This window comes from Rheinheimera texasensis DSM 17496 (assembly GCF_000711985.1).
GTDB classification, from domain to species: Bacteria; Pseudomonadota; Gammaproteobacteria; order Enterobacterales; family Alteromonadaceae; genus Pararheinheimera; species Pararheinheimera texasensis.
The window spans coordinates 558,687-584,176 of sequence record NZ_JONU01000008.1 but is presented as its reverse complement, the minus strand read 5'-3'; the positions used below and the strand labels follow the sequence as shown (position 1 = coordinate 584,176).

At 52.1% G+C, this 25,490-nt stretch carries 20 protein-coding genes and 1 riboswitch; of the genes, 6 read left to right on the top strand and 14 right to left on the bottom strand.

Annotated features, from left to right (window positions below; translation table 11 throughout):
• Window positions 1-24: 24 nt before the first annotated feature.
• The 6 genes from Q399_RS0108550 to xerD all read right to left on the bottom strand — a co-directional run bounded on the left by Q399_RS0108550 (window position 25) and on the right by xerD (window position 8,900).
• Window positions 25-2,310, bottom strand: coding sequence for a catecholate siderophore receptor Fiu (locus tag Q399_RS0108550; protein WP_031567770.1), 2,286 nt, complete (start codon window positions 2,308-2,310; stop codon window positions 25-27).
• A gap of 426 nt (window positions 2,311-2,736) precedes the next feature.
• The gene (gene lysS / locus Q399_RS0108545) at window positions 2,737-4,263 is read right to left on the bottom strand and encodes a lysine--tRNA ligase (RefSeq protein ID WP_031567767.1); all 1,527 of its coding nucleotides are present in this window, start codon (window positions 4,261-4,263) and stop codon (window positions 2,737-2,739) included.
• Window positions 4,264-4,289: 26 nt separating this feature from the next.
• Window positions 4,290-5,388, bottom strand: a protein-coding gene (gene prfB, locus Q399_RS0108540; RefSeq protein WP_169739306.1) for a peptide chain release factor 2 whose coding sequence is annotated in 2 segments (ribosomal slippage) — window positions 4,290-5,312 and window positions 5,314-5,388 — 1,098 coding nt in all. Because the reading frame shifts where the segments join, the coding sequence is not laid out codon by codon here.
• A gap of 121 nt (window positions 5,389-5,509) precedes the next feature.
• Window positions 5,510-7,234, bottom strand: coding sequence for a single-stranded-DNA-specific exonuclease RecJ (gene recJ, locus Q399_RS0108530; RefSeq protein ID WP_031567762.1), 1,725 nt, complete (start codon window positions 7,232-7,234; stop codon window positions 5,510-5,512).
• Window positions 7,235-7,238: 4 nt separating this feature from the next.
• Window positions 7,239-7,958 carry a bifunctional protein-disulfide isomerase/oxidoreductase DsbC gene (gene dsbC / locus Q399_RS0108525; protein WP_031567759.1) on the bottom strand — a complete coding sequence of 240 codons (720 nt, stop codon included), beginning with the start codon at window positions 7,956-7,958 and terminating at the stop codon, window positions 7,239-7,241.
• Window positions 7,959-7,976: 18 nt separating this feature from the next.
• The gene (gene xerD / locus Q399_RS0108520; protein WP_051685850.1) at window positions 7,977-8,900 is read right to left on the bottom strand and encodes a site-specific tyrosine recombinase XerD; all 924 of its coding nucleotides are present in this window, start codon (window positions 8,898-8,900) and stop codon (window positions 7,977-7,979) included.
• A gap of 101 nt (window positions 8,901-9,001) precedes the next feature.
• Between xerD and fldB the strand changes: the two genes are divergently transcribed.
• The gene (fldB, locus tag Q399_RS0108515) at window positions 9,002-9,544 is read left to right on the top strand and encodes a flavodoxin FldB (protein ID WP_031567755.1); all 543 of its coding nucleotides are present in this window, start codon (window positions 9,002-9,004) and stop codon (window positions 9,542-9,544) included.
• Between the two features lie 144 nt (window positions 9,545-9,688).
• Window positions 9,689-9,777: riboswitch (cyclic di-GMP riboswitch) on the top strand.
• Window positions 9,778-9,899: 122 nt separating this feature from the next.
• Window positions 9,900-10,271, top strand: coding sequence for a DUF3718 domain-containing protein (locus Q399_RS0108510; protein ID WP_031567752.1), 372 nt, complete (start codon window positions 9,900-9,902; stop codon window positions 10,269-10,271).
• A 23-nt stretch (window positions 10,272-10,294) separates the two neighbouring features.
• Here Q399_RS0108510 and Q399_RS0108505 read toward each other — a convergent pair whose 3' ends face one another.
• Entirely contained in the window at window positions 10,295-11,491 is a 1,197-nt protein-coding gene (locus tag Q399_RS0108505; protein ID WP_031567749.1) for a winged helix-turn-helix domain-containing protein, read from the bottom strand.
• A gap of 9 nt (window positions 11,492-11,500) precedes the next feature.
• A complete protein-coding gene (locus tag Q399_RS0108500) occupies window positions 11,501-12,175 on the bottom strand; it encodes a tRNA1(Val) (adenine(37)-N6)-methyltransferase (RefSeq protein WP_245612859.1) in 675 nt (224 codons plus the stop codon).
• A gap of 144 nt (window positions 12,176-12,319) precedes the next feature.
• On the opposite strand from Q399_RS0108500, the gene srmB reads away from it, so the two are divergent.
• Window positions 12,320-13,576 carry an ATP-dependent RNA helicase SrmB gene (gene srmB / locus Q399_RS0108495; protein ID WP_245612858.1) on the top strand — a complete coding sequence of 419 codons (1,257 nt, stop codon included), beginning with the start codon at window positions 12,320-12,322 and terminating at the stop codon, window positions 13,574-13,576.
• A gap of 73 nt (window positions 13,577-13,649) precedes the next feature.
• Here the strand turns inward: srmB and Q399_RS0108490 are convergent, their stop codons facing one another.
• From Q399_RS0108490 to Q399_RS0108470, 4 genes are all read right to left on the bottom strand, one after another.
• A complete protein-coding gene (locus Q399_RS0108490; RefSeq protein ID WP_031567743.1) occupies window positions 13,650-15,923 on the bottom strand; it encodes a carbohydrate binding family 9 domain-containing protein in 2,274 nt (757 codons plus the stop codon).
• A 190-nt stretch (window positions 15,924-16,113) separates the two neighbouring features.
• Complete coding sequence (locus tag Q399_RS0108480) at window positions 16,114-17,412, bottom strand: inosine/guanosine kinase (RefSeq protein ID WP_031567741.1); 1,299 nt, start codon at window positions 17,410-17,412, stop codon at window positions 16,114-16,116.
• An 86-nt stretch (window positions 17,413-17,498) separates the two neighbouring features.
• On the bottom strand, window positions 17,499-18,281 hold the full coding sequence (gene yaaA / locus Q399_RS0108475) for a peroxide stress protein YaaA (RefSeq protein ID WP_031567736.1): 783 nt from the start codon (window positions 18,279-18,281) through the stop codon (window positions 17,499-17,501).
• Window positions 18,282-18,329: 48 nt separating this feature from the next.
• Complete coding sequence (locus Q399_RS0108470) at window positions 18,330-19,949, bottom strand: response regulator (RefSeq protein ID WP_031567734.1); 1,620 nt, start codon at window positions 19,947-19,949, stop codon at window positions 18,330-18,332.
• Window positions 19,950-20,221: 272 nt separating this feature from the next.
• Here Q399_RS0108470 and tal point away from each other — a divergent pair, with 272 nt between their 5' ends.
• From tal to Q399_RS21875, 3 genes are all read left to right on the top strand, one after another.
• Window positions 20,222-21,175 carry a transaldolase gene (gene tal / locus Q399_RS0108465; protein WP_031567732.1) on the top strand — a complete coding sequence of 318 codons (954 nt, stop codon included), beginning with the start codon at window positions 20,222-20,224 and terminating at the stop codon, window positions 21,173-21,175.
• 27 nt (window positions 21,176-21,202) lie between these two features.
• A complete protein-coding gene (pgi, locus tag Q399_RS0108460; RefSeq protein WP_031567730.1) occupies window positions 21,203-22,819 on the top strand; it encodes a glucose-6-phosphate isomerase in 1,617 nt (538 codons plus the stop codon).
• Window positions 22,820-22,994: 175 nt separating this feature from the next.
• Window positions 22,995-23,168 carry a DUF3545 family protein gene (locus Q399_RS21875; protein ID WP_084164207.1) on the top strand — a complete coding sequence of 58 codons (174 nt, stop codon included), beginning with the start codon at window positions 22,995-22,997 and terminating at the stop codon, window positions 23,166-23,168.
• A gap of 367 nt (window positions 23,169-23,535) precedes the next feature.
• Here the strand turns inward: Q399_RS21875 and ung are convergent, their stop codons facing one another.
• Both ung and thrC read right to left on the bottom strand, forming a co-directional pair.
• Window positions 23,536-24,198 carry a uracil-DNA glycosylase gene (gene ung, locus Q399_RS0108450; protein WP_211253236.1) on the bottom strand — a complete coding sequence of 221 codons (663 nt, stop codon included), beginning with the start codon at window positions 24,196-24,198 and terminating at the stop codon, window positions 23,536-23,538.
• 3 nt (window positions 24,199-24,201) lie between these two features.
• Window positions 24,202-25,488: a threonine synthase gene (thrC, locus tag Q399_RS0108445; protein ID WP_031567726.1), complete on the bottom strand. Its 1,287-nt coding sequence runs from the start codon at window positions 25,486-25,488 to the stop codon at window positions 24,202-24,204.
• Window positions 25,489-25,490 lie beyond the last annotated feature (2 nt).

Sequence of the window (25,490 nt, the reverse complement as noted above, 5' to 3'; positions counted from 1 at the left end):
AACTCAGGTTCGGAACGCATCAACTTAGAACGCGACATTCACACCCAGCTTGGCCGAACGTGGCGCGCCCTGATGGTAACGACCGCCGCCGTTATTCAGTGACTGCACATATTCTTCGTCCAGCAGGTTATACAGGTTAAATTGCACTGTCACTGTCGGATTCACCTCATAGGTCGCCATCGCATCCACCACCCAATAATCCGGCACTTCCAGCATCGAGTTGGTCGCAGCTACCAGGTTTGTAGTATTGGAACGGGCGACTGAATCCATGTAGCGGGCACCACCGCCCAGCTTCAGTTTTTCCAGCGTGTATGTGCCCCACACCGTGAAAGTGGTTTTTGGCGTCCACTGGATCACACCACCATCCGTTGGAGCGCTACTGTATAAAGCGCCACGGGTGATTTTTGGATTCATCAGCGCGATCCCGGCATTCAGTTCAAAATTCTGCAGTGGTGAACCGACCAGCGCCAGCTCGAGGCCACGTACGGTTTTCTCACCAACCGGTACATAGGTATTCAGATCATCGCGCACCAGTTCGTTTTTATTGACGGTTTCAAACAAGGCCGCGGTCGCGAACAGGTTTTTATCCAGTAACTGCCACTTAGTACCCAGTTCCAGGTTTGTGCCTTTTTGCGGGTCCAGCATCGGGTTGTTCTGGTTCGTCGCCGCAGTGCTCAGCGAGAAGTTAGTGCCGCCCGGTGGCAATTGTGACGTGGCATAAGACAGATACACCGAACCATTCTCTGTTGGTTTGTAAGTAGTGCCTACTTTATAGCTCAGCAAATTGTCAGATTTACGCGCTTGTGAACCGATTAAAGTACCCACCGGAACTGTTTGTGGAGTGGCGGCTGCTTGCACCGTGATCAGATTAGTATCAGTGTTGTAGTGCTCAGCACGCACGCCGGCGCTGATTTGCCACTGCGCATTTAAATCAATGGTATCCAGCAGATATAAAGCGGCAGTACTGGTATTGCCGTCAGTTTTCGCGCCAGTGCGGACTGGTAATGCGAACACGTCTGCAGTCGAAGGGTTGTAAAGATTGGCATTGACCTGAGTCGTGCCGGTCGGTAAGCCCAGCGTGTAGTTCAACTGACTTTCAAAGCTGAATTCAATACCAGAGGCAATATTGTGCGTCAGACTGCCCTGCTGCAGCGTGGCATTCAGGTTGGTCTGGTTAATCAGCAGCTGGTTTTGCTGATCTTTACCTTGGCGGTTGCGATTGACTGTCCAGGTATTCAGGTCATTTTTGGTCGCTGCCGGCACTGTGATGCCGTTGCCGGTATTCACGCCGGTCAGAATATAATCTTGTGATGACACGCCATAACGGCTGGTATTTTGCAGCTTCACGTTATCAGCAAAATCATGTTCGACCTTCAGTGTCAGCATATCCGCGACGACGTGATCAAAGTCGTTTTTGCTGCCATAGAAGCTTTCGCGGTCTACTTTGCCAAAAGCCGGTGCCGTGTTGTTTGGGAATGCTGTGGCAATAGCGGCACTGTAAAAGCCTTCCAGGCCAATAGTCGGCACGCCGCCATCCGGAATATTGTCTTGTTGTACGTGCAGCAGGTTCAGTGTGGTGCGGGTTTCAGTGTTCAGGCCAAACGCCAGCGAAGTGGCAATGCCGGTGATATTGTTTTCGACGATATCACGGCCCGGCACACCACTGTCCTGGCGCAGTAAGTTGACGCGAATAGCCGCATTGTCGATAGCCAGCGTCTGGTTCACGTCGGCGCTGACGCGTTTGTGTGAACCGGTGCCTACTGTTGCACTGCCGGTGATAAAGCTATCCAGCGTCGCCGCTTTGCTGCTCATATTGATATAGCCAGAGGATGCACCACGACCGTTATCGACGCCGGCCGGGCCTTTGGCGATTTCCACTTGTTCGGTGTTAAAAGTATCGCGGCTGATAGTGCCTAAATCGCGGATGCCATCCACGTAGATGCTGCTTTGTGTATCAAAACCACGCATAAAAATCGAATCACCGGTCGCGGTGTTGCCGTTTTCACCCATCAGCATGGTGATACCCGGCGTGTTGCGCAGGGTTTCAGATAAGGTGTTGGCTTGTTGCTGCTGGAACAGCTCTTTTTTCAGCACCACTATGGTCTGCGGGGTATCGACCAGCGGCTTCACTTGTTTGGCAGAGCTGGCTTTTTCGGCGATGAGTTCGGTTGAAATCGCACTGCCTTTGACTTCCACTTCGGCCAGTTTGCCGGTGTCCTGCGCATAAGCAGCCGGCATCGCCAGCATCAGCGCCGAGGCCAGAGCGGCCGGATAAGGTTGAGAATGTTTCTTTGATTTGATTAACGACATGGTCAGATCCCTTTTTACTGCCGGTACGGCTGCTGTAGTTTTCGGGCGACATGGTATCGAGATCTATTCTCATTTGCAAATAGGAATTACTCCTATTCGTGTTTTATTAATATTTTGTATGGGTTGATGCCTGGTTTGGTGCGGAAGTCGTCTGATTGGTTTTCAGCGAAAAACTGGGTTGTTGGGGGGTTGGATTAGCGGCTTTAAACGAACAGCTTCTTTGTCGAGGCAAAGCCAACACCGCCACCACTGCGTTCGCCCGTTCGCGCCTCCCGCGCTCACTTTTGATCGCTCACTCCGCGGCTACCGCTGCTGGCTTTGTTGGAGTCTGGAGGTAACAGCTTTGAGCGGAAAGGACGGGGTGGGGTCAGGCCTTTGTGCATAAAAAAACCACCCGAAGGTGGTTTTTTTCATCACATCAACAGCTTAGCTGCCGTGTTTGTCGCTGTGACGCATATGCGGGAACAGGATGACGTCGCGGATGCTTGGCGCGTCGGCCAGTAACATCACCAGACGGTCGATACCGATGCCCTGGCCTGCGGTTGGTGGTAAACCGTGTTCCAGTGCTGTGACGAAATCTTCGTCGTAGTACATGGCTTCGTCGTCGCCGGCTTCTTTTTGCGCGACTTGTTCGCGGAAGCGTTCTGCCTGATCTTCAGCGTCGTTCAGCTCGCTGAAGCCGTTACCCAGTTCGCGGCCGCCGATGAAGAATTCAAAGCGGTCAGTGATCTCCGGGTTGTGGTCGTTGCGACGGGCCAGCGGCGAAATCTCGGCCGGGTATTCAGTGATAAAAGTTGGCTGTTGCAGCTTGGTTTCGACCAGCTCGTCAAACACTTCCATCAGAATACGGCCGTGACCGTAATTGGCTTTGACTTCAATGCCTAAGGATTTCGCCAATGTGGCAACTGCTTCACGCGTGGTCAGCTGTTCCAGCTTCACATCTGGGTTGTAGTGCAGGATAGATTCAGTCACTGACATACGCGCAAATGGTTTGCCGAAATCGAAAATATGGCCCTGATATGGCACTTCTGTGGTGCCGAGCACTGACTGCGCTAAGCCGCGGAACAGCTCTTCGGTCAGGTCCATCAAGTCGTTATAATCGGCATATGCCCAGTAGAATTCCAGCATAGTGAATTCCGGGTTATGCCGCGTCGACACGCCTTCGTTACGGAAGTTACGGTTCAGTTCAAATACTTTTTCAAAACCACCGACCACCAAGCGCTTTAAGTACAGCTCTGGTGCGATACGCAGGAACATCTGCATATCCAGCGCATTGTGGTGGGTTTCAAACGGCCGGGCTGAAGCGCCACCCGGGATGCTTTGCAGCATTGGGGTTTCGACTTCTAAAAAGCCCTTACTGTTAAAAAACTGGCGGATATAGGCCACTGTTTTTGAACGGATTAAGAAGGTTTTACGTGACTGCTCGTTGACGATGAGGTCCAGATAACGCTGACGGTAACAGGCTTCCTGATCAGTTAAACCGTGGAATTTATCCGGCAGTGGGCGCAGCGCTTTGGTCAGTAAACGAATTTCATCCAGCCACACTGTCAGCTCGCCGGTCTGGGTTTTAAACAGCGTGCCGCTGCCACCGACGATGTCGCCTAAGTCCCACTTTTTAAAGCCTTCGTTGTAGACATTTTCCGCCAGGCTGTCGCGGGCAACATACAGCTGAATTTTGCCACCAACGTCCTGAATAGTGGTGAAGCTGGCTTTGCCCATAATACGGCGCAGCATCATACGGCCGGCCACAGTCACGCGGATTTTTTTCTCTTCCAGCTCTTCTTTGCTCAGATGCTCATATTGCGCCAGGATCTGCTCTGAAGTGGCGTCACGACGGAAATCATTCGGGAACGGATTACCCTGTTCACGCAGCGCAGCCAGCTTATGTTTCCGCTCGGCGATCAGCTTATTGACGTCCTGATGTTCTTCAATCGGAGTATTCTGTTCAGACATTTTAAGTTCCTGATTTTAAGCGAAAATTACAAACCGGCTTTTAAGCTGGCTTCGATAAATTTGTCCAAATCCCCGTCCAGTACAGACTGGGTATTACGCGTTTCGACACCGGTGCGCAAATCTTTGATGCGCGAATCATCCAGCACGTAAGAGCGGATTTGACTACCCCAGCCGATATCGGACTTGGTGTCTTCCAGTGCTTGTTTTTCCGCATTTTGTTTTTGCAATTCAAACTCATAGAGTTTGGCACGCAGTTGTTTAAAGGCGTTGTCGCGGTTTTTATGCTGCGAACGGTCGTTCTGACACTGCACCACGATGTTGGTCGGAATGTGGGTGATCCGCACCGCAGAATCGGTTCTGTTGACGTGCTGACCACCGGCGCCCGAGGCTCGGTAGGTGTCGATGCGTAAATCGGCCGGGTTGATTTCGATTTCGATGTCGTCGTCGATTTCCGGCGACACAAACACCGACGCAAACGAGGTGTGGCGGCGGTTACCGGAATCAAACGGGCTTTTACGCACTAAACGGTGCACGCCAGTTTCCGTGCGCAGCCAGCCGTAGGCATATTCGCCGGTAAAGTGAATGGTACAACCTTTGATGCCGGCGACGTCGCCGTCTGTGACTTCATACAGTTCCGGGCTAAAACCTTTGGCTTCGCCCCAGCGCAGATACATCCGCATCAGCATGCTGGCCCAGTCCTGCGCTTCAGTACCGCCAGAGCCGGCCTGAATGTCGAGGAAGCAGTGGTTGGAGTCATTTTTGCCGGAGAACATCCGGCGGAATTCGAGTTTGGCGAGCTGGGCTTCGAGGTCTGCCAGCTCCGTCTGGGCTTCAACAAAAGTCTCTTCGTCTTCGGCTTCAACTGCCAGCTCGACCAGACCGGCGACATCTTCAAGGCCCTGGTCCAGTTTATCGATAGTATTGACGATTTGCTCGAGCGCTGAGCGCTCTTTACCGAGCGCCTGCGCTTTTTCCGGATTATTCCAGACCGCAGAATCTTCCAGTTCGCGCGAGACTTCTTCTAACTTTTCTTTCTTTGCATCATAGTCAAAGATACCCCCGAAGCACGTTAGTGCGTTCAGTTAAGTCTTTGATACTGTTATAAACCGGATTGACTTCAAACATGATTTTGCCAGACACCTGAAAAAATAGGCGCCGATTGTAGCAAAATTTCAGCCTGAGGTGCAGCCTTTTCCGGCGTTATGGATGGCCGAAAAGCAGCCGCACTCTTGGCTGCTGGCCGGCATCAGGCCGGCCATAAATGCCGTACCAGCAATTGCAGATTCTGCTGGTCGCGAAACTCGTTAATGTCCAGCTGATACGCCAGCTCCACATGCTGAATTTGTGGATTGGGCCAGCTTTTAATGTCGGCATTAAACCAGATGGCATCAAAGAGTTTGCCGTCTGCGCCCTGCAACATCATTTTCAAATGTTTTTCCGCCAGCAAGCGTTGTTGCACCAGCTTAAACCGGCCATGAAATACCGGCTCCGGAAAAGCCTGGCCCCAGGGCCCGGCGTTTTGCAGCAGTTGCGCCAGACTGATATCCAACTCCTGCGGCTGTAATTCACCGTCGCTGTAGACCACAGCAGTTAAGTGTTCTGGCTGAATAAAGCGACTGGCCTGCTTACTCAATGCCTGCACAAAAACGTCAAACTGCGCTTCTGCGATAGTAAGACCCGCCGCCATGGCATGACCACCGAATTTTTTAATCAGGCCCGGTTCTGCCGTCGACACCGCTTCGAGTAAATCGCGCATGTGTACACCGGCGACCGAACGGGCTGAGCCTTTTAGTTCACCGTTGTCGCCACGGGCAAAAGCGATCACCGGTCTGTGCCAGGCTTCTTTGACGCGTCCGGCCAGAATACCGATCACGCCCTGATGCCAGTCACTCTGGTATAAACATAAACAAGAAGGTAAATCGGCACTTTGCAACGACAAGCGACTGAGCGCAGCCATCGCTTCGGTTTGCATGCCCTGCTCTATTTCGCGACGTTCCAGATTGAGACTATCCAGCTCTGCCGCCAAACGCCGTGCATTGTTGATATCAGGCGATAACAAACAGGCGATGCCAATCGACATATCATCCAGTCGGCCAGCCGCATTTAACCGTGGCGCTAAGGCAAAACCAAAATCCTGCGCTGTCAGCTTAGCGGCTTTGCGGTTCGCCACATCAATCAGTGCCTGAATGCCGGGGCGCACTTTGCCGCTACGAATACGCTGCAAGCCCTGATGCACCAGAATGCGGTTGTTGCGATCCAGCGGTACTACGTCCGCCACAGTGCCCAGCGCGACTAAATCCAATAATTCAGCCAGATTTGGCTCTGGTATTAACGCAAAAGCGCCCTGCTCGCGCAGCGCGGCCCGTACCGCCAGCAGCAGATAAAACGCCACCCCGACGCCCGCCAGCGCTTTACTGGGAAATTCGCAGCCGGGTTGATTTGGATTGACAATGGCATCAGCGTCCGGCAATTCGCTGCCCGCCAGGTGATGGTCCGTGACCAGCACGCGCACACCGGCCGCTTTGGCCCGCGCCACGCCTTCGATGGCGGAAATGCCGTTGTCGACAGTGACAATCAGTTCAGCACCATGCTGAAGCGCCAGCTCAGCCATTTCGACCGATAAGCCATAGCCATATTCAAAGCGGTTTGGCACCAGAAAATCGACATTAGCAAAACCAAGCGCACGTAAACCAGCCAGCAATGTGGCGGTGCTGGTGGCGCCGTCTGCGTCAAAATCGCCGACAATCAGAATGCGTTGTTGCCGCTGCCGGGCATCTAACAATAAATCCACAGCTTGTGGCATGCCTTTTAGCAACTGATAAGGCAACAGTTGTTGTGCACTGCGCGCCAGGTCATTGGCATCAGCCAGCCCGCGGTGCGCATATAGCCGTTGTAACACCGGATGCACCGGTAAAGAAAACGCGGCCGGGGCAGACACCGGCCTGATCTGCAAAGTTTTAGTCAGGGACATCAGCTTAGCGTTTCGCCAACTGAGTCAGTGCGGCTGCTAAAGCTGCAGCCGGTTGATAGCCTGGAATTAAACTGCCGTCCGGTAACACTAAGGCAGGCGTCCCGCTAATGCCAAAGCTTTGCCCCATGTGATACTGCGCCGCGACGTTTGTGGCGCATTTCGCCACAGAAACTTCACTGCCAGATTTGGCTTTATTCATCGCACCCTGTTTATCCTTTGAACACCAAATAGATTCTAAGGTACTGAAAGTCTGGCTGTTTTCACCACCACGCGGATAAGCCAGGTAACGCACTGTGATGCCGGCATCCAGATAATCCTGCATTTCGCTGTGCAGTTTGCGGCAGTAACCACAATCGGTATCGGTAAACACTGTCACGGCGAATTTTTCGTTTTTCGCTTTAAACTCAATCGCTGACGCCGCCATTTGTTTGACGCCGGCCAGGCGCATTGGCTTCATCACTTCTTCATTAACATGCACTTTGTTCTTTAAATCAAAAACTTCGCCCTGGATCAGATATTGGCCATCCGCGCTTGCGAAAAACAGCCCGCGGTCGGTAAACACCTGCAACAATCCCGGAACCGGCGCATTAGCCACTGACGTTGGCTTAAGGCCCAGTTCGGCCAGTTGCTGGGCTAATTTAGGCTCAACCGGCAGGGCCGCGGGAGCCGCCAGTAAAGACACCGAAGGCAACGCCAGCAACAATGCGACACAGAATTTTTTCATGATAATTCCTTGTTCATCCTAACCACGTGGATGATGTAACTGATGTAACTGCTTTAACCGCAACTGGGCGACATGAGTGTAAATCTGTGTCGTCGACAGATCACTGTGGCCCAGTAACAACTGTACGACGCGCAAATCCGCGCCGTGGTTCAATAAATGGGTGGCAAAAGCGTGCCGCAGCGTATGCGGCGATAGCTCTGCGTCAATGCCGGCCACTTTCGCATAAAACTTAATCCGGTGCCAGAACGTCTGTCGCGTCATTTGTGCGCCCCGTTGACTCGGGAACAACACATCAGTCGGTTCACTCAGTAGCAGAGGCCGGCCATGTGCCAGATAACGTTGCAGCCAGTCCGCGGCTTCTTCACCAAAAGGTACTAGCCGCTCTTTTGAGCCTTTGCCAAAGACCCGCAGCACACCCTGGCGGGCATTGACCTGCGGCAAGCTCAGACTGACCAGCTCACTGACCCGCAGACCGGACGCGTAAAGCAGCTCCAGCATCACTTTGTCGCGAAACTGGATGGCCTCGTTCAGATCGGGCGCTGCCAGTAAGGCTGTCACATCCTGTTCTGATAAGGTTTTTGGCAGCGGCTGACCAAGTTTGGGGTTGATGACGCCGGCGAGCGGATTTTGCGCAATGTCGCCGCGCTGATGCAAAGTCTGAAAAAAGCGTCGCAGACTGCTGAGAACTCTGGCCGTGCTGCGCGGCGACAAGCCTTTGTCGTAGCGGCTGGCCAGAAAGGCTTCCAATAAAGCCGCATCTGCCTGCGGAAATGACAGGCCTTGTTGCTCAGTGAAACAGGCTAGCTGGCGCAGATCTGTGCCATAGGCGGCTAACGTATGTGCACTGACGCCATCACTGAGCCACAGTTCGTCCAGAAACTGGCTGATCAGCGCCTGACTTGGCGCCGATGGCTGTTTTGCACGTTGGCGGCGATCAGCCATGAGCAACCCTGGCGGCTATACCGCACTTGGGCTGGCCTTGCCCCTCTGCTACAATCCGCGCAGCCTGGCTCGCGCCAACACCGCTTTTTTGGATGTGATTGATGAATATCGCCATTTTCTACGGGTCCACCACTTGTTATACCGAGATGACTGCCGAGAAGCTGAAAGTTTTACTGGAGTCGGATCCGGCTTTGCCTGAAGGCAGCAGTGTATCACTGCATAATATTAAACAGCAGCCACTGCAGCACATGCAGGATTATGATGTGCTGATCCTGGGCATCTCCACCTGGGATTTCGGTGAGTTACAGGAAGACTGGGAAGCACATTGGGACGACATCGCTGGCGTCGACCTCGACGGTAAAATTGTCGCCATTTTCGGCATGGGTGACCAGATTGGTTACACCGAATGGTTTGTCGATGCGATGGGCATGCTGAGCGATGCCATAGCCGGGCAGAATTGTCAGCGTATCGGCTTTTGGTCAACTGCAGGCTATGAATTCGAGAAATCCAAAGCAGTGACACCGGACGGCGAATGGTTTGTTGGCCTTGCACTTGATGAAGAAAATCAGTATGACCAGACCGACAGCCGCCTGCTCGGCTGGACCAGCCAGATCCTGGCGGAAATGACAGAGTTAACCAGCTGACCACGCTGTAAGGCGCATTTTTGCTGGTTTTCTCACCAATATAACGCTAAGTGCATGATTCTGCTCAGACCAGTTTTGGTGGAAAAAAGTGCACAAATGTTAAAATAACCCTTGCCACTGCCATTTTATCTGCATAGAATGCGCCCTATCGAAAGGCAAGACAGTTGAAAGACTGCTCACGCAAAGCTTCGGGTCTAAGGGTTAAAGAAACCTATGACAGCCGGGCTGCCATCCCAACATCACAGGGATGAAGATTTGCAAAACGCATAGCGTTTTTGCGTCTTTGCAGGAGTCCTGCTCGCCTTTCATCGTATCCCCCTGACTTGATAATTGCCTGACGGCACCGGAGTTAACGATGAACTTTAAAGCACTGTCTGTAATCGCTGTTGTAGTAAGCCCACTGTTTGCCATCACCCCAGCCAGCGCCGACGAGCAAATCGCTCAGTCTTTGTGTTCATACGTGGCCGCGAACGATAAAAACAGCATCCGTAAAACCCTGTCAGACAACCGTATGCGTATCAAAAACGTTTATGACGGTATTCAGTGCGACGGTCTGCCGCTGATCCGTTTCGCTATCAAACACAATGCCGCTGATGCTGCTGAATTTATCGTCAAACAGTTACCAGGCAGCCAGGTTGCCTCTTCAGGTGACGTGGAATGGGCACAGAGCAATGGCTTCGCTGCATCACCAATTATCGAGACGATCAAAGCGCGCAGCGCCAGCTAATTCACCGCTTTTAGCGCAGAATATCAGCCCGCTTCGCGTTGCAGCAGCGGGCTGATTTCGTTTTGGAACCAATGTTTTAGCTTTGGTTCTGCCCGCACTAACACCACATCAGTACAGCCATTAAAACGGGCGTAGGTCTGTAACGCTTTGGCAAACTGCTGCACAAACCGACTTTTCCCAAGCCATAACGGCGCCAGCTGCAAGTGTTGCAATAACAACACCCCTTGGTCGCGCTGCGCTTTAACATCCATCAAGCCGACATACGCAGTGCCATAAAATACCGGCAAACTGTAATAACCGAATTGACGTTTTTCCGCCGGTACATAGATTTCCAGCTGATAGTCAGCACCAAACCAATGCTGCAAACGCTGGCGCTGGATCAGCAGATTATCAAACGGATTCAATAAATAGACTTGAGTCGCCTTGGCTGGCAGCTGCCATTGTGTGGGGTCAACATAATAACTTTGCCCCTGATACTGAAAATTGTGCAACACGCCGCCATGCGCCAGCTCTTTTAATAAATGGGTTACCGGCGCTTTCATTCCAGGCCGCAGATAGCTGATTTGAGCGGCAGTACCGGCTACGTGGCACTGCAAAAAACGCTCAATCAAATGCTGGGCATATTCACGCTCGTCTGGCACCCGGCAATCTGTGCCGGCCGGCAACACCCGTTCAGTCAGATCCAACACCTTCTGGAAACGTTCGCGGCGCACCACCATCAGCTCGCCTTGCATAAACAGCTGCTCTAAAGCTTTTTTCGCCGGCTGCCAATCCCACCAGGGGCCACTGGCTTCTGTGGTTTTGGCAAAATCTGCCGCTTTGAGCGGCCCTTCGGCACGAATGCGGGCCCGCACTTCACGCATTTGCTGGTGGTCCGGCGCAAACCAGTGCTTCTGACCTTGCTGCAGCTGTGCTTTGCGATACAGGCTGAAGCGAAAATCTCGCATTGGTAAAAATGCCGCAGCATGTGACCAGTATTCAAAAATCTGCTTTTGTTCTAATAAATCATCCAGCCACTTCGGCTGATAGTTTTTCACCCGGTTAAACAACACATGATGATGGGCACGCTCGACGACATTAACCGAATCAATCTGCACATAACCAAGCTGTTCAATGACTTGTAATGCGCCGCTGCGCCGGCTTTGCGGGTTGCTCAGTTGCTGCTTCGCCAGCAGCAACTGTAAAAATTCCGCTGATGAGAGTGGCAAAGTCGTCGTCATCACTTCCCCTTAAAAATTCAGATAAAAATCCGCCAGCAACTGGCGATAGGCCGGACTGTAGTGCCCTTGTTCATCACGGACCAGCAACACCGGCAGCTGCTCGGGCGCGGCCGGATCAAGCCCAAGCTCCAGCAACAGCCGCGCCGGGGTTTTATCCGGCTGACTTTGTACCGCCTGTGACCTGATTAAGTGCCAGCCGCTGTCTTTCGCCAAAATCAGCAAACGATCAGCTTCCAGCACAGGTAAAATCAGGCTGAAACGGCCGGTTGGCGCAAGTAATGCCGCAGCGGCCTGCAATAAACCGGCGAACGGCAGTTGATCATTATGGCGGGCCAGTTGTTTTTGCCGGTCCGGATTGGTTAAGCCAGCAGTAAAATAAGGCGGATTTGACGTGATCTGCTGATAGCTGCGCTGTGCCAAGTGGTCAGCGCTGCCCGGATAGGTTAAAATATCCCGTTCGATAACCCGGATCCGGTTTGGCCATGGACTCGCGAGGACATTCTGCCGGGCTTGTGCGGCAGCGGCACTGTCCAGCTCAACCGCATCGATAAGCTGCATTGACCCGGTACGCTGTGCCAGCATCAGACTCAAAATGCCGCTGCCACAGCCAATATCGAGGCAATCGCCGCTGGCCGGCACTGAAGTCCAGGCGCCCAGCAACAACGCATCAGTGCCGACTTTCATCGCACAGTGCTGATGTGATACGAAAAACTGTTTACAACGAAAGCCTGCAGCCATAGCGCCCCGCGCAAAAGGTTGCAGTGTAACGGAAGCTTCAGCTGTCAGTACAGCGTGGCTCCGCCAAGTTAACCCAGAAGGTATTTGACTGTGACTGACCTGACGAGCCCGGATGAGATCCTCCGCTTTGCTGATTTTGATCTGGACCCTGCGCTAGCGCGCGCTTTGACTGAAGCTGGTTTTGAAAAACCAACCACCATTCAGCAACAGGCGATCCCGGTGGCCCTGGAAGGTCGCGACATTCTGGCCAGCGCGCCGACCGGCACTGGTAAAACCCTGGCATTTTTACTGCCGGCACTACAGTATCTGATTGATTTCCCGCGGCGTGACCCTGGCTTCGCCCGGGTACTGATCATGACGCCGACGCGCGAGCTGGCGTTCCAGATTTTTGAACAGCTGCAGCTGTTGACCAAACACAGCAGCCTGAACTGTGGCGTGATCACCGGCGGTATCAACTACGGCAGCCACAAAGAAACCTTAGAAAAAAACAATGACATCCTGGTCGCAACGCCAGGCCGGCTGATTGAATACATGAACGAAGAAAGCTTCCAGTGCGATGAAGTGGAAGTGCTGATTCTCGATGAAGCCGACCGCATGCTGGATATGGGCTTTGTCGCTGAAATGGACCGGATCATCAGTGACGCCAGACGCCGCCGTCAGACCATGTTGTTCTCCGCGACACTCGAAGGCGTGGCGATTGAACGTTTTGCTAAACGTGCACTGAAAGAGCCAATTACCATTGAAGCGGAATCACCGCGCCGGGAAAAAGGCAAGATCCAGCAGTGGATCCACCTGGCCGACGATGCTGAGCATAAACTCGCGCTGCTGACACATTTATTGCAACAGCCAGAGATGACCAAAGTCATCGTCTTTATTAAAACCCGTGAGCGGCTGGCGAGTTTAGCCGGCCAACTGGAATCAGCCGGCCTCAAGACCTGCTGGCTGCAGGGCGAAATGCCACAGGACAAACGTTTACTGGCGGTGTCGCGCTTCAGCAAAGGCCTGGTGCGGATTTTACTGGCGACCGACGTCGCCGCACGCGGCCTTGATATCGACGATATCAGTCATGTCATCAACTTTGATATGCCACGCACTGCGGATGTTTATGTGCACCGCATCGGTCGCACCGGCCGCGCTGGCAAAAAAGGTATTGCGATTTCACTGGTCGAAGCGCATGACATCGATATGGTTGGCAAAGTGGAACGCTACACCGAAACGCTGTTAAAACGCCGTGTGATCGAAGGTTTAAGACCAAAACACAAAGAAGCCCGGCCTTCGACCAAAGCGAAAAAGCCAAAATCTGTCGCGAAGAAAAAAGCACTGAAGAAGGCGGCTAAAGCAAAATAAGCGCAAAGCCTGAAACAAAAAAACCGCGAACTGCTCGCGGTTTTTTATTTGTGGTGTAGATTGAAATCCCGCCCTACAACATCCAGGCGTAGCTGAATTTAAGGAACACTGAGCGGTCATCGCGGGTTAGCTGCTGGATCTCATCGTCGCTGTAGGCATGGTCGCTGTAACCGGCGAAAAACAGCGTTTGTGGATTGAGCTTGTAGCTGTACAACAGCTGCATGCCTAAATCCTCAGACTGTTCAGTCACAGGGCCGAGATTATTCGCCGGGTTCTGCCGGATATCCGAATAAATCAGCGCCAGCCGGACAAAACTGCGCACCGAAAACTGATAACTGAGGCGTAAATCCGTCAGATTGGCCGTAAACACTTCGGCACCATCTGCATCCAGCGTGCGGTAGGTATGACGCAGCGCGACCTGTGCATGCATATTGGCGTTCCAGCGGATCTCTGGCGCAATTTCCAGACCATCGCCTAAGCGGTTGTTACGAAAATCCAGTTTGTCGCCAAATTCAGATTCCACTTCGATGTAAACACCAGACCAGGGTTGCACCAATGCATAAGTGCCAATGGTGTGCTCGGTAAAGAGTTGGCTATTGGCATCAACTACTAACCGGCTGCCATCCAGCCGGCTGCCAACGCGGTCACGTTCGGTCAGCATCAACGACAGTTCAGACTGCAAAGGACCATGCAGGATTAACTCAGCTTCAGATTCTTTTTCCAGCAGCTCACCAGCCTGGCTATGACTGATATCCCAGTCGCCACGCAGCTCGATGTTGTTCCACCAATTGGTATCCGAAAACCACTGATATGAAGCGCCATGCACATACTTGTTCCAGTCGGTTTGCGGCATATAACCCATATCGGCACGAAAATCTTCGCTGTACCCCAGATAGCGGCTGTACCAGACAAAGCTGCGGCTTTCGTGTTCATACGCCAGATACTGACCGACACCGGACAAATCCTCACCAAGGCGCAACTTTGCTTCGCCATCAAACTGCGCCGCCAACTGCTGCGGGTAAGCACTGTCACTGTGCAGCAGCTGCGCGACCACTTTGTCCTGTGCCGTCGCCTGATATTTCAAATCGAGGCCATGCACATAGTTGTGATAATCGTCGCTGCTGCGCAGCGTGCTGATCCAGCCGAGCGACAGTTTTGGGTTCAGATCATAGCGATAACGCAGCACGGCGTTATCGCTTTTTGCATCGATGTAGCCTAAATCCGAGCTGATGTTGCCGGGTATAATAAAAGTGGTGTCTTTGTCATTAGCAGCGAACACGGCAAAAGACTGCTGGTCGACGCGACCAGTCAGCTTCAGACCGGCATCCGGCGATGACACATTGCGGGTGTACACCAAATCCAGCGGCGAGCTGAAATAGTCGGCATTGTCGAGAAAAAACGGCCTTTTTTCGTCGAAAAACAGCGCAAAAGTATCATTCATCGACACTTGCGCTTCGTCGGCTTCAATCTGGGAGAAATCCGGATTTAACGTGGCATTGAGGCTGATATCCGGCGTGATGCCCCATTTCACATCGAGGCTCGGCTCGATATTGCGGTCACTTTGCCAGTCGCTGTTGCCCTGTGGCGTCACATCACGCTGCTGCTCTACGCCCATCACCAAAGACGGCACTAAGGTAAAATGATTACTTTGTTGTACGCCGCGAAAGCCTTCGACTGTCTGCATCTGGCAAATCCAGCACGGGTCTTCGCGCAGGATTTTATTACTTGATAAACGATGGCGCACATCACGCGGATAAAAGCGCAGTAATTCAAGCTTCCAGCGTTGCAGGTCGAGCCGGTCGTTAAAGTTTAATAACCGCAGCGGAATGGCGACTTCAATCTGGTAACCGGTCGCGGTGATTTTACCGGCACTTTGCCAGATGCCATCCCAGGCGTCGCTTTCGGTCTTGGTGATCTCATTTTCAATGGCATCGCCCTGCACGCCTAAGGCATTAACGAAAAACTGGTAAGCCAGTTTGCTATCGTGGTAGGTGTCGAGTTTGATACCGATGCTGTCGTCATCCCACATTTTATCGCGGTCGCGATAAAAAGCGCGGATTTGGCTTGGGTCCGGGTCTTCGGCCACAAAGCTGATATAAAAAAACTCACCGTCTTCCATCACCCGCGCCATGGTTTTCACCGGCGCCGGCGTGTTTTCTGCAGGCCAGGTATTATACAAAATCGGCATTTCACGGGCTTGTTGCCACTGCGGCTCGTTAAGCTCAGCGTCCACAACAATAGCCGGTGTGACACGTGGAATAGACAACGGCTCAGCGGCCTGGACAGTGGCAACAGTACCTGCAAGCAGCAGCAGAGAACTGAATAACGGAGATTTTAAAACAGACATGTAGCATCCATGAACAAGGCAATCGGGCTCCGGCGCCAAAGTGCCGAAAAATCCGCCAAGTATAAAGACGCCGGCCTCTGTGTACAGAAGCATGCGGCCAACACAGGGCAAGGTGCGGCTATCGCACCAAATTGTATAGATCTGGTGTGATCACTGCGTCTTGCCTGTTTCTAAAAGAAAAACAGGGAACTCAACGCTCCCAGTAAGCCTCTTCCAGACTGTCTTCTTTTTCCGGTAATCCACGAGATAAACGTGGTGCGCTTTGATTCAAAATGGCGTAACTGACGCGGTTGGCGTATTTACAGATTTGCGCAAAGGACGAATAAGCCAGGCAATTTTGCTCATGTTTACTCGACAGCGGCAGCGCATGGCGGTGGAAATGATTGGCGGCAATATCATGCAAAATCGCGGCTAAAGCGCCATCGCCGGCACCGTTGGTATTTTTGATCCGCTCAGGCCCACCTAAATAGGGGTCTATATGCGAATAGACTTTGAGCGGCTCAGCGCAGTGTTTTTTCTGCATCGGCCGGCTGAATTCAAATTCGTTGTAATCTGGTAAAGCGCCGGATTTAATCGGGTTAGTAGTCTCACGCTTCACGCTGGCATCGGTGTAACCGCAGAGATACAAACCTTCCGGGCCGGCCGTGACCAGCACCATATCAGTCAGCTCCAGCGCCGCTTCGGCCGCGAGCAGCGGGTCGGTAATGCCGGTCAGCGCTGCGGCTTCTAATTCATTCATCGCCAGCATGTCGACATACTCAGTGACGGTTTGCAGAATCAGTTCGCGGTGTTCTTCCACCAGATGTTTGGTTCCCAGGCTCATCACCACCGGCACGCCGTGGCGCTTGGCCAGCTCCAGTGTGCGCAGCATCGCCTGCTGAATAGGCTGGCCGCTGGCGCGCAGCGGATAGGCACTCAGCACCAGCGCTGCGGCTTTGGCAATAATATCTTCCGGAATAGCATCGGCACTGAGTTCATCCATCGCGCCCGGGTCAATAACAAAAGTCCGCTCGCCATCGGGTGTGATCATGGTAATACCACGACCGATATCGCCAGCCACGCCCTGTAAATGATTCATGTCTACTTTGCTGCTGGTATGACACAGATAATGATAAGCCGGCGAGCCTAAGGCGATATTGGCGGACATCACGCCAAGCAGCACTGATTTGTCGTCCGCCAGCACTGAATAGTTATGGATAGTATTGCCGATAGTGCCGCCGGCGAAGTGGTCAGAAATCGCCGCACTTTGCACCAGTTCCTGATAAATCTGGTCGGCTTTGCCGTGTTCCACCAGATTCGATAAACCTTTACCGATGCCGTATTTTTCCAAAAATTCGTCGCTGACATTGGCCACCACGTCAACAATGGTCTGGTCCAGGCCGACCACATAAGTATCGAGTTCGGGCCTGACTTCAAAACTCGGTAACTGTGGTTTTGGTGAAGACACCGGGAAATAATGCTTCAGTTTACGACGGCCGGGAAATTTCATAACGGATTCTCAGAGAAGGTCAGTCCAGTATTTTAGCAAAACTGACCTGTGGCGGACTAGGATAAAAATAAGTGTGATGCGCTAGCTCAGCCAGCAGCGGCCTCGTCGCGTAAAAACGTCAGTTCATGCGCTTTAGACAGCTCGGGACTAAAACGATAACCCGCCACATCGAAATTTCGCAGGCCTTCGACCGAATCCACTTGTTGTTCAATCACATACCGTGCCATCAGGCCGCGAGCTTTTTTGGCAAAAAAGCTGATGATTTTATACTGGCCGTTTTTCTGATCTTTGAACTGCACGTTGATCAAAGGCTTCGCCAGCTGTTTTGGCTTCACCGCTTTGAAGTATTCCTGCGACGCCAGATTCAGTAATAACGGCGCATTCAGTTGTTCAAGTTGTTGGTTGAGACTGTCAGTGATTTGACTACCCCAGAACTGGTACAAGTCTTTGCCACGTGGATTGTTGAGGCTGGTGCCCATTTCGAGCCGGTATGGTTGCATCAGGTCCAGTGGCCGTAACACACCATACAGGCCACTTAAAATGCGCAGATGTTGCTGGGCATAAGCAAGCTGGGCGTCGGACAAACTCTGCGCCTGCAACCCCTGATAGACATCGCCGTTAAAGGCAAACAAAGCGGCTTTGGCATTGTCAGGAGTAAAAGGCAAGCTCCAGCTGGCAAAACGGGCGGCATTGAGGCCAGCCAGCTTGTCGCTGATATGCATCAGCTGGCTCAGATCTGCCGGCGTCAAATCACGGCATACCGCGTTTAATTCAGCCGCCTCTGAGAGAAAATCCGGCTGTGTCAGCGGTAATTGGCGGGACAAGGGTGCAAAATCCAGATCTTTGGCCGGAGAAATAACCATCAACATCGAAGCATATTCCTGAAGGTAAAACTGCGGCGCGACTATAAGCTGCACTCAGCCCAGTTGCAATAAGCTGTTTAGCTCTTTCATCACCGCGGCAAAACGTTTGGTGTTGCCCTCGTTAAGTTCACTTTGCTCCAGAATATCCACGCAGCGCCGCGCCAGTTTAGCGGTGTCTTTGGTCACACCACCAATTTTGCTGATGGTTTGCAGTAAATTCAGCGCCAGGCTGGGGTTGTAAGGCATGTAATCAAAGGCTTTATTAAAAAACTCAAGCGCCCGGCCATAGTAACCATTCTGATAAGCGTCTAAACCGTCGTTGTTCAGCGTTTTAATTTCTTCGCGCAAATTGTCATGCGCTTTGTGTTCCGACTGGATCAGTACCGTCAGCGTATTGGCCAACAAATCGTCATACTCAGCCATCTCATCCAGCTGCTGCATAAACTCGTCACTGCGCGACAAATTACCGGCTTCAAAATAGGCTTTGGCTTTATCAAGGCAGGCCTCTGCAGTCAGGGGTTTGGTATTTTGTGCCGCGTCACTTTTAGCCAGTAACTCGCGGGCTTCATCGATGTTGCCGCGTAAAATCGCCACACGTGCCCGGACCGCCAGTTCTTCATGCAGATAAGATTCAAGCGCAAATCGCTTGCCGATATTAGCCAGAATCTCATCAATCTTTTTGAAATGCCGCGTCTGCTCCAGTTTGTTGGCTTCTTTGGTCAGTTCAACGATAGCACGGGCATAATTGAGGAAATTGTCCGGTGTATCATAAATAGAATAACGCGCCGCCTGCTGCAACCGGGCGTAGATTTTAACAGCGTCGTCTTTTAAGCCATTAATATTGGCCAGATTTGCCAGCGCTTTTTGTCTTTTGTAATTTTTTGGCGACAGCTTGGTCACTTCATTCAGCGTTTCATAAGCATCTTTATACAGCTGGCGTTTGAGGAACAATCGCGACAACCAGTCCAAGGCTTCCACGCGGGTTTCATCCATTTTAGACAGTTCACGCAGCTCGAATTCAGCCTCCAGCCAGCGCTGCTGACAAAAACGTGCGATAGCGAGACCAAGCTTGGCCCAGGCATATTCCCGCCGGTTCAGAATGGACAGATACAACTGTTCTGCGGCCTGATAATGTTCAATTTTCAGCAACAGCTCACCGCGCAACCGCAAGGCAAACACAGCATACTCCGGGTCATTTTTAATCACCAGCTCGCAGGAGTTTGCTGCTTCAATAAACAAGTCCTCAGCAATTTCCTGATAAACCTTGTTCAGGCAATGTTTGATTTCAAATGCGCGCATCAGGCGCTTTTCGAGCTGGACAAAAGAAAAAGGCTTGAGCAGATAAGAATCCGGCTGCAGTTCAATCACACCGTGCACTATCTGGCGGTGACTCTCAGCGCTGATAATGATAAAACAGCAGCCAGGCTTTAATAATCGTAAATGTTTCAGCGCTTCAAATAGTTGATAACCATCTTTGCCTTCGCCGAGGTTGAAATCGGATAAAATGAAGTCATATTGGATTTCTGTACAATTGGCAATGGCAGTATTGGCATCCGGGGCTTGTGCAATATGTTCGAAACCAATTTTCTGTAGCATGCCTTTAATGGATGCGCGCACCGGGTCGCAGTCATCGACAACCAGCACTTTTTTGGATTTATAAAATTTGAGATTCAAATGTTGTAATGCCTTTACAAATTGCGACCAAACTGCCGTACATGGCGCAACAGCTATCTGTCTTTGTTAACGTAGTGAAAGACAAGAATGCTACATCCGTATGAGACCGGAACAACCGACTGGAACCAACTATAGTAATCTGACAAAAAATCAGCAACACACCCAACAGAATTCTGTGTTTTCATCGACTTTCTGTTGTAATATTTCTACACAATCACGCTTTTAAACGGCCATACGGCTAAAAACGCGACTAAAAATGGTTAAATAACAATATGACAACACTTCTTGATCAACTCAAAACCGTCACCACAGTGGTCGTTGACAGCGGTGACCTGAACGCCATCGAACAATTCCGTCCGGTCGATGCCACTACCAACCCTTCTTTATTGCTGAACGCCAGCGCCCTGGATTTCGCTAAACCTTTGCTGACCGCTGCTGCTGCCTATGCAAAAGGCAAAACGATAGATCAAGCTGAACAGATCAGCATCGCCAGCGACAAGTTCGCGGTTGATGTCGGCACCGCCATCAGCAAACTGGTACCGGGTCGCATCTCGACAGAAGTCGACGCGCGCTTAAGTTTTGACACCGGCGCCACTATCGCCAAAGCCCGCCAGCTGGTCGCGCTGTATCAGGAAAATGGCGTTGGCAAGGACAAAATTCTGATCAAAATCGCTTCGACCTGGGAAGGCATTCAGGCCGCACGCCAGCTCGAACAGGAAGGCATTCAATGTAACCTGACGCTGTTATTCCACCTGTGCCAGGCGCGCGCCTGTGCTGAAGCCGGCGTGTTCTTAATTTCGCCATTTGTCGGTCGTATTCTGGACTGGTACAAAGCCAGTACGGGCCAAAGCTATGACGCCGAAACCGATCCTGGGGTGATTTCTGTGCGCGAAATCTATCGTTATTTCAAACAACATGGCCACAAAACCATCGTGATGGGTGCGAGTTTCCGCAACGTTGGCGAAGTGTTAGCACTTGCCGGTTGCGACCGGTTAACTATTGCGCCGGCGCTGCTCGATGAACTCAGCAAACAAAGCGGCGAGCTGAAGGTACATCTGCGCGATGAGGGCGCCACTACAGCCAAACCTGCCGAGCTGACCGAACAGGCGTTCCGCTGGGCACTGAACGAAGATGCGATGGCCACCGAGAAACTGGCCGAAGGCATCCGCAAATTCGCCATCGACCAGCGCAAACTGGAACAAGTGATCACTGCTGCGCTCGCTTAAGCGCAGCTTTTTTAACAGGAGTTTATTATGTCGTCTGCAGTCTGGAGCCAGTTGGCCACGCTTGCCAAAGCCCCGCTGAACCTGCGTCAGGAGTTTGCTGAAGATCCACAGCGCGCGGAACGTTTTACCGCCAGGGCCCTTGGGATCACGCTCGATTATTCAAAAAACCTGATAACTCAAGGCATCTGGCAACAACTGCTGGAGATGGCAACACAAAGCCCACTCGCAGCAAAACGGGCGGCCATGTTTGCCGGCGACAGAATTAACAATACTGAAGACCGTTCAGTCTGGCACGTCGCACTACGTGCGCCGGCTGATCAGCCACTGCAGCTGGACGGCGAAGATTTACAGGCGCAAATCGCCGCCTGCCGGGCGCAGATGTATGCGCTGGTGGAACAGCTCAATAGCCGGCAATATCTGGGATATCAGGGCGAACCAATTACTGATCTGGTCTGGATCGGTATCGGCGGCTCATTGCTTGGCCCTCAAATGGCGCTGGAAGCTCTCACTCCCTACAACCAAAGCCCGGTCAAAGTGCATTTTGCCGGCAATATCGATGGCGCAGTGGTCAGTGATGTGGTGAAACCACTCAATCCGGCTACTACCTTAGTGTTTGTCGCGTCGAAATCATTCGGTACTGAAGAGACCAAACAAAACGCATTAGCGGTACGCCAGTGGTTCCTCGACCATGGCGCCGACAAAGCCGCCATTGCGCAGCACTTCTGGGCGACATCGTCCAATATCAAAGCAGCAGCTGAATTTGGCATCGATGCCTCGCATATCCTGCCGATGTGGGACTGGGTCGGTGGCCGTTATTCGTTGTGGTCGGCCATTGGTTTTCCACTGTGCCTGACCTTGGGTGTGGCACAATTTGAAAACCTGCTGGCCGGTGCCCGCGACATGGACTCTCACTTCCGTGACGCGCCACTGGCGCAGAATTTACCGGTGATTCTGGCGCTGCTCGGTGTCTGGTATATCAACGGTCTGGGCTGTCAGGCGCAGGCGTTATTACCTTACAGCCATTATCTGCGGTTGTTGCCATCTTATGTGCAGCAACTGGATATGGAAAGTAACGGCAAAAGCGTGGATGTTGATGGCGCTGCACTAACAGCAGCCACAGCGCCGGTGATTTGGGGCGACGCCGGCACTAACGGCCAGCATGCCTATCACCAGCTGTTGCATCAAAGCGCTTTAGCAGTGCCAGCAGACTTTATTCTGCCAATCAAAGTGTCACACGACCTGGCTGACCATCATCACCGCCTGGCGGCGCATTGTTTCGCTCAGTCACAAGCACTGATGCAGGGCAAAACCATTGCCGAAGCCAAAGCTGAAGTGCTGGCACAAGGTGGCTCAGAGGCGCTGGCTGATTTCCTGGCACCGCATAAAGCATCGCCAGGCAATAAACCCAGCAATACGCTGCTGCTGCCAGAGTTATCACCTTATTACCTTGGTGCTTTGATTGCGCTCTATGAGCACAAAGTCTTTGTGCAGGGCGTGCTGTGGAATATCAATTCCTTCGACCAATGGGGTGTTGAACTTGGCAAGCAGTTATCCACGCCGATTTATCAGGTGTTGTCCGGTGCTGCCAGCCACGCTTTTGATAGCTCGACCGAGCAGCTGATCAAACAGTTTCAGCAAACTTAACTTACTACATTCGTTTAGTTTTTGAGCAAAAAGGAGCCGAACGGCTCCTTTTTTTCTGCCTGCCATTTGCCGTTCATCTGCGCTTCATTTTTCTGTCATTGAAGTATTTTATTTTGCTAAAAAGTGTGGTATCAATTTTGGTGAAAATAACAACAACAATGTAGCGAGGTGAAGTATGGAAAGCTTTGACGACTTACTGACTATGTTGGAACGACCAGCGGCGAAAGCCCGGCCGGTCAAGCGCAAATGGCGCGAAATCGAAGCCGTAAAGGAGCGGCAGCGTCTGAGAAAAGAGCTCGAAGATATCGACTGGAGCTTAGAAGACGACCTGATTGAACAACTGATTTAATGTAAAGAGCCCGACCTTCCCAGGTTGGGCTTTTTACTTTTAAAACTTTGTTCACGCAGCGATCGCTGATTTGCCTTAGCAAAAAACCGGAGATTTCTCCGGTTTTTTATTGCGCGGGCTCGCGCTACGCGGGGATGTATTCTGACAGTATGGCGTTTATGCAAACATAGTTGCTGTGCTCAACCAATAATCATTTTTATCTTTGTGGCCAGACCGTCTAGCGAAGAATTCACCTAACGGTGAGTCACTTTGTTTTGTTTCAGCAAAAGAAAGGAACTCACCGACAAGGGAAATCTTTGCTAAGCGATCTCGCCGGGCAAGGCGAACATGAATACCAGGACAGTAGGCTGCCCAGCGGGGACAAGACTTATACCTGCCAATTCACCGGCGTTTTTCCCATTTCCGCCAGCAACTCATTGGCTTTGGCAAAATGGCCGCAACCTAAAAAACCACGGTGCGCTGACAATGGCGACGGATGTGGTGCGGTCAGTACATGATGACGGTTTTTGTCGATAAGCTTCTGTTTATTGATGGCGTGTGAGCCCCAGAGCAGAAACACCACAGGCTCAGCCTTGGCGCTGATGGCTTTAATCACATTATCCGTGAAGGTTTCCCAGCCCAGATGCCGGTGGGAATTCGGTTCATTCGCAATTACTGTCAGCACAGTGTTTAGCAACAACACGCCCTGACGGGCCCAGCTTTCCAGATAACCGTGGCTGGGAATAACAAAATCCGGGTATTCCAGCGCCAGTTCTTTGTAAATATTTTTTAAACTCGGCGGCACCGCAACGCCGGGCCGCACCGAAAAACAAAGGCCATGGGCCTGATTAGGCCCATGATAAGGGTCCTGGCCGATAATGACGATTTTCAGCTGGTCAAAGCCGGTATAGCGAAACGCATTAAACACGTCGGCTTCGGGCGGGTAAATCACCGTCCCCGCAGCGCGCGCTTGTTTCACCGCCTCAACCGTTTGCTGAAAATACGGCTGCGTTTTTTCCGCTCCAATCACATCTTGCCAGGACAATTGCACTTTTTACTCCAGACTGAGCAACACTTTGCGCAATTCTACAAAATCAGCAGCCAAATCGCCCGCTAAACTTGTTTCCCCCGCAACTGCCGCTAAAGCCGGTGGTAACGCAATCGGGTTGCCGAGAATATTCTCCACCGATTCTTTAAACTTGGCCGGATGCGCAGTGCCGAGGAATAAACCAAATTCGCCCGGCTGCAATTCGCGTTTTAACGCACGATACGCCACCGCCGCGTGCGGTTCAGACAAATACCCCAGTTGCGACAGCTGACGCACACCCAGCTGCGTATCTTCTTCATCGACCACCTGCGTCGACAGTGCAGACCTTTGGATCACACCCTGCGCCAGCAAATCCTCGACCCGCGGCCAGTTATTCGGCGCGCTGACATCCATCGCATTGGACAAAGTGGCGACCGTTTTATTGACCTGCCACTGCCCGCTTTGCCAATAACGCGGCACTGTGTCGTTGGCATTAGTCGCGGCAATCATCCGTTTAATTGGCAAGCCCAGCACTTTGGCAATCAGGCCCGCCGTCAGGTTACCAAAGTTACCGCTTGGCACTGAGATCACCAACTGTTCGCGCTGCGCCGGCGTTAACTGCGCCACAGCTTCGAAGTAATAACAAACCTGAGCAAATAACCGGCTGATATTAATCGAGTTGGCCGAGTTGATATTCAGGCGGCTGACTAAATCGCGGTCATTAAACACGTCCTTGACCAAAGCCTGACACTGGTCAAAATCACCATCGACCGCCAGCGTATGGATATTGTCGCCAAGCGTCGTGAACAGTTTTTCCTGCAGCACCGAGATTTTACCTTTCGGGAACAGGATCACCACCTGCACACCCGGCTGGCGATAAAACGCATGGGCAACCGCAGCGCCGGTATCGCCGGAAGTCGCAGTGACAATAGTAGTGCGGCTGACATTGGAGCGTTGCTGCGCGGCGAGTAATGCCCGCGCCATAAAACGGCCGCCGAAATCTTTAAAGGCTAATGTCGGGCCATGAAACAGCTCGAGGCAACCAATGTCTTCAGTGACCGCTGCGATTGGAGCCGGAAAATAAAAGGCTTCGCCGAGCATTTGCTCAAGCTCAGCCAGTGGCAGCTCATCACCAATTAGAGCATGTAATAAATGCGCGCTGCGTTTGGCAAAAGGCATCGCCAGCAAAGCATCGACATCCACTTTCGGCCAGCTGGCCGGAAAAAATAAACCTTGTTGCTCACCGAGGCCGATGCGCACCGCATCTAAAAAACTGACCTGCTGAGCCGGCACTTTGATATTTCTTAACAACATAA